This window comes from uncultured Rothia sp. (assembly GCF_937976295.1).
Taxonomy (GTDB): domain Bacteria; phylum Actinomycetota; class Actinomycetes; order Actinomycetales; family Micrococcaceae; genus Rothia.
The window spans coordinates 1-3247 of sequence record NZ_CALJRY010000272.1 but is presented as its reverse complement, the minus strand read 5'-3'; the positions used below and the strand labels follow the sequence as shown (position 1 = coordinate 3247).

The following is a 3247-nucleotide window of genomic DNA, read 5'->3' as shown; positions in this document are numbered from 1 at the left end:
ATCACCGGCAAGCGCATCGAGACCGTTGTGAACATCGGTATTGGTGGCTCCGATCTGGGCCCGGTCATGGTGTACGAGGCTCTCAAGCCCTACGCTGATGCAGGCATCACCGCACGCTTCATCTCCAACATTGACCCGACCGATGTGGCTGAGAAGGTCTCCGGCCTGGATCCCGAGACCACCCTGTTCATCGTCGCATCCAAGACCTTCGGCACCCTGGAGACCCTGACCAACGCACGCGTGGCACGCGAGTGGCTGCTTTCCGCACTGGCTGAGGCTGGCGCGCTGGAAGGTAAGGAAGCTTCCGAGGCTGTGGCTAAGCACTTCGTGGCTGTCTCCACCGCACTGGACAAGGTTGCAGCATTCGGCATTGACCCCGAGAACGCTTTCGGCTTCTGGGACTGGGTTGGCGGCCGCTACTCCGTAGACTCCGCTATCGGCACCTCCCTGGCTATCGTTTTCGGCCCGAAGGTCTTCGCTGAATTCCTCGCAGGCTTCCACGCAATGGATGAGCACTTCCGCACCGCTCCCCTGGCTCAGAACGTGCCCGTTCTGATGGGTCTGCTGAACATCTGGAACGTGAACTTCCTCGGCGCAGAGACCCACGCGGTTCTGCCCTACGACCAGTACCTGCACCGCTTCCCCGCGTACCTGCAGCAGCTGACCATGGAGTCCAACGGCAAGTCCGTGCGTCGCGACGGCAGTCCCGTCACCTACGAGACCGGCGAGGTCTTCTGGGGCGAGCCCGGCACCAACGGCCAGCACGCTTTCTACCAGCTGATCCACCAGGGCACCCGCCTGATTCCCGCGGACTTCCTGGCATTCGCTAACCCGGTCCACCCGACCAAGGACGGCGAGCAGGACGTTCACGAGCTGTTCCTGGCGAACTTCTTCGCACAGTCTCAGGCTCTCGCCTTCGGCAAGACCGAGGAAGAGGTTCGTGCAGAGGGCACCGCAGAGCACGTGGTCAACGCACGTATCTTCAGCGGTAACCGCCCCTCCACCTCTATCATGGCGCCGCGCCTGACCCCGCGCGTTCTGGGCTCCCTGATTGCCCTGTACGAGCACATCACCTTCGTTCAGGGTGTTGTTTGGGGCATTGATTCCTTCGACCAGTGGGGCGTTGAGCTCGGTAAGAAGCTGGCTCTGGACCTGGTTCCCGCTATTGAGGGTGACCGTGAGGTTCTAGCCCGTCAGGATTCTTCGACTGCTTCGCTGATTGACTACTACCTGAAAAACCGCACCAAGTAGTAGTGTGAGTCTGCATATGCTGGTTTTATAGCCCGGCTGTGTAGGGTCAGCTCAAGTTAGTTCAGCGCAGTTGGCCCAGCACAAATTGACTCAGTGCAAATGCACAAACCGCCGGATAGGCTCCCAGTCGGGAGGCTATCCGGCGGTTTTGTTGTACGGGCTTTAGCTCAATACCGTGCTGCTAGTGCACTGCGGGCAGGGTGTCGGATGCAACCTCGGCAATAATGCGCACCACGGTGGATTCGGGCAGCTGCGGGATGCCCTGCTCGTCACGTACTACACCACCGGCGTCACGGTGGGCGGTCATCTCAACGCCATCGGTCGCCTCTTCACCGTCGGCGCACGTTGCGGGCACGTGCACGAATCCTGCGGGGATGCTCAGCCCCAGTTCGTGGCTGATGCGCTGGCCCTCGTAGAACACGTGGTTGCACACGTAGGTTCCGGCGGTGTACGAAATTTCGACCGGTTCCCCCGCCGCGCGCAGGCGCTCAAAGCTGGCGCGCACCGGCAGGGAGGAGAAGTACGCCTCCTGACCGCCCGGAGCGATCGGCTCATCGCAGCGCTGGTCGCCGTCGTTATCTTCAATACCGGCGGAGTCCAGGTTGATAGCGACCTGTTCGAGGCTGACCACGTCGCGGCCAACCGCCACGCCCAGGCTGATGAGCGCGTCGGGCTGCACCTCCTGCAGGGCGGTGCGCAGGGCGGCGCTGGAACCGTCGTAGCTGACGGGCAGCTCGCGGGTGATGACGTTCAAATCCGGGCGCGTCTGACTCAGCAGACGCTGAGCACCTTCGGCGAGCGCTACGGTGGGGTTCACGGGCACGCCGGGGAAGGGTCCGAAGAAGGTCAGCAGCAGGGTGCGTGCCTGGTTGGGGGTGGTTGCCATGGTCAATCTCGTTTTCTGCGGTGGTTTTAGCAGTGTTGGTTTTATTCAGCAGCGTTCTTTTCGGCCGCGTTCTTTTCAGCAGCGCGGCGCTCCAGGTCCTTGGCGAGCGCCTCCAGCAGCTCCTCGGGGGTGGTGACGATAATGAGCTCATCCAGGTAGCGTTCGTTGAGCAGGCCGGTAGACGCCATGTAGTGCATGGCGTCGATGAGCTTGTCCCAGTAGCCGTTGACGTTCAGCAGAGCGACCGGCTTGGAGTGAATGTCGAGGAACTGCCAGCTGAACACTTCAAAGAACTCTTCGAGGGTGCCGGGGCCGCCGGGCATGGCGACGAACGCGTCAGCCTTGTCGATCATGGCGATTTTGCGCTGGTGCATGGTGTCCACGATTTCGAGGGTGGTCTGGCCGGGGTACACGCCCTCCAGGCCGACCAGCTTGTGGGTGACCACGCCGTAGACCACGCCGCCGGCGTCCAGGGTTGCGCCCGCGACGGTGCCCATGAGGCCGGTGCGGCCGCCACCGTACACCACGCCAATATTGTTCTGGGCGCAGAGGGTTCCGAGCTCCTGGGCGCGGGTGGTGAAGAGCGGGTCGTTGCCGGAGCGTGCACCGCAGTAGACGGCAAGGTTGTAGTCAGTCTTCTTCATGGTTCTCCTTGGGATGTATGGGGGTTCGGGGTGGAGCGCCTCTATGCGTTCTACCCGCGATAGATGTTGCTGTGTTGAGGGTACCGGATGCACCTGTGTACCTCATGTGTGCCGCCCGCCAGTTCAGGGGCACGTTAGGCACTGTGGTTACGGCAGCGCAGCGGTTACGGCAGTGCGGTGGTTACGGTAGCGGGGTGCGCGCCAGCAACGGGAAAATCTGCTCGGTATTCAACGGTGCCTGCGCAGCAGAATCGGAGGGGCTGCTCATGGCGGGGTTGACCCAGCGCAGCTCAGCGATTTCTGCCTGCGGCACCAACGTCGCCAGCTGCTCGTGCTGTGCATCGGTGGGTGCGTATTCGTAGGTTTCGGCGCGTACCGTAAAACCTGCCTCGTTCAGTGCCGCCGCCTCCAGGAGTCCGCGGTGGTGCATCCGGGCGGGGTCGGGGGTGAGTCCGATTTCTTCGCT

3 protein-coding genes and 1 pseudogene are annotated in these 3247 nt (G+C 62.4%); 1 reads left to right on the top strand and 3 read right to left on the bottom strand.

Translation table 11 applies throughout. The annotated features are described in order from the left end of the window. On the top strand, positions 1 to 1251 hold a 1251-nt coding region (pgi, locus tag Q0216_RS07215; RefSeq protein ID WP_298594103.1), incomplete at its 5' end, for a glucose-6-phosphate isomerase. A gap of 181 nt (positions 1252 to 1432) precedes the next feature. On the opposite strand, the gene Q0216_RS07210 is transcribed toward pgi, so the two are convergent. The 3 genes and pseudogenes from Q0216_RS07210 to Q0216_RS07200 form a co-directional block, all read right to left on the bottom strand. Next, positions 1433 to 2137, bottom strand: coding sequence for a pyroglutamyl-peptidase I (locus tag Q0216_RS07210; RefSeq protein WP_298594102.1), 705 nt, complete (start codon positions 2135 to 2137; stop codon positions 1433 to 1435). 41 nt (positions 2138 to 2178) lie between these two features. Further along, the gene (locus Q0216_RS07205; RefSeq protein WP_298594100.1) at positions 2179 to 2781 is read right to left on the bottom strand and encodes a TIGR00730 family Rossman fold protein; all 603 of its coding nucleotides are present in this window, start codon (positions 2779 to 2781) and stop codon (positions 2179 to 2181) included. A gap of 181 nt (positions 2782 to 2962) precedes the next feature. Further along, positions 2963 to 3247, bottom strand: a pseudogene (locus Q0216_RS07200) (NUDIX domain-containing protein); the annotation flags it as partial.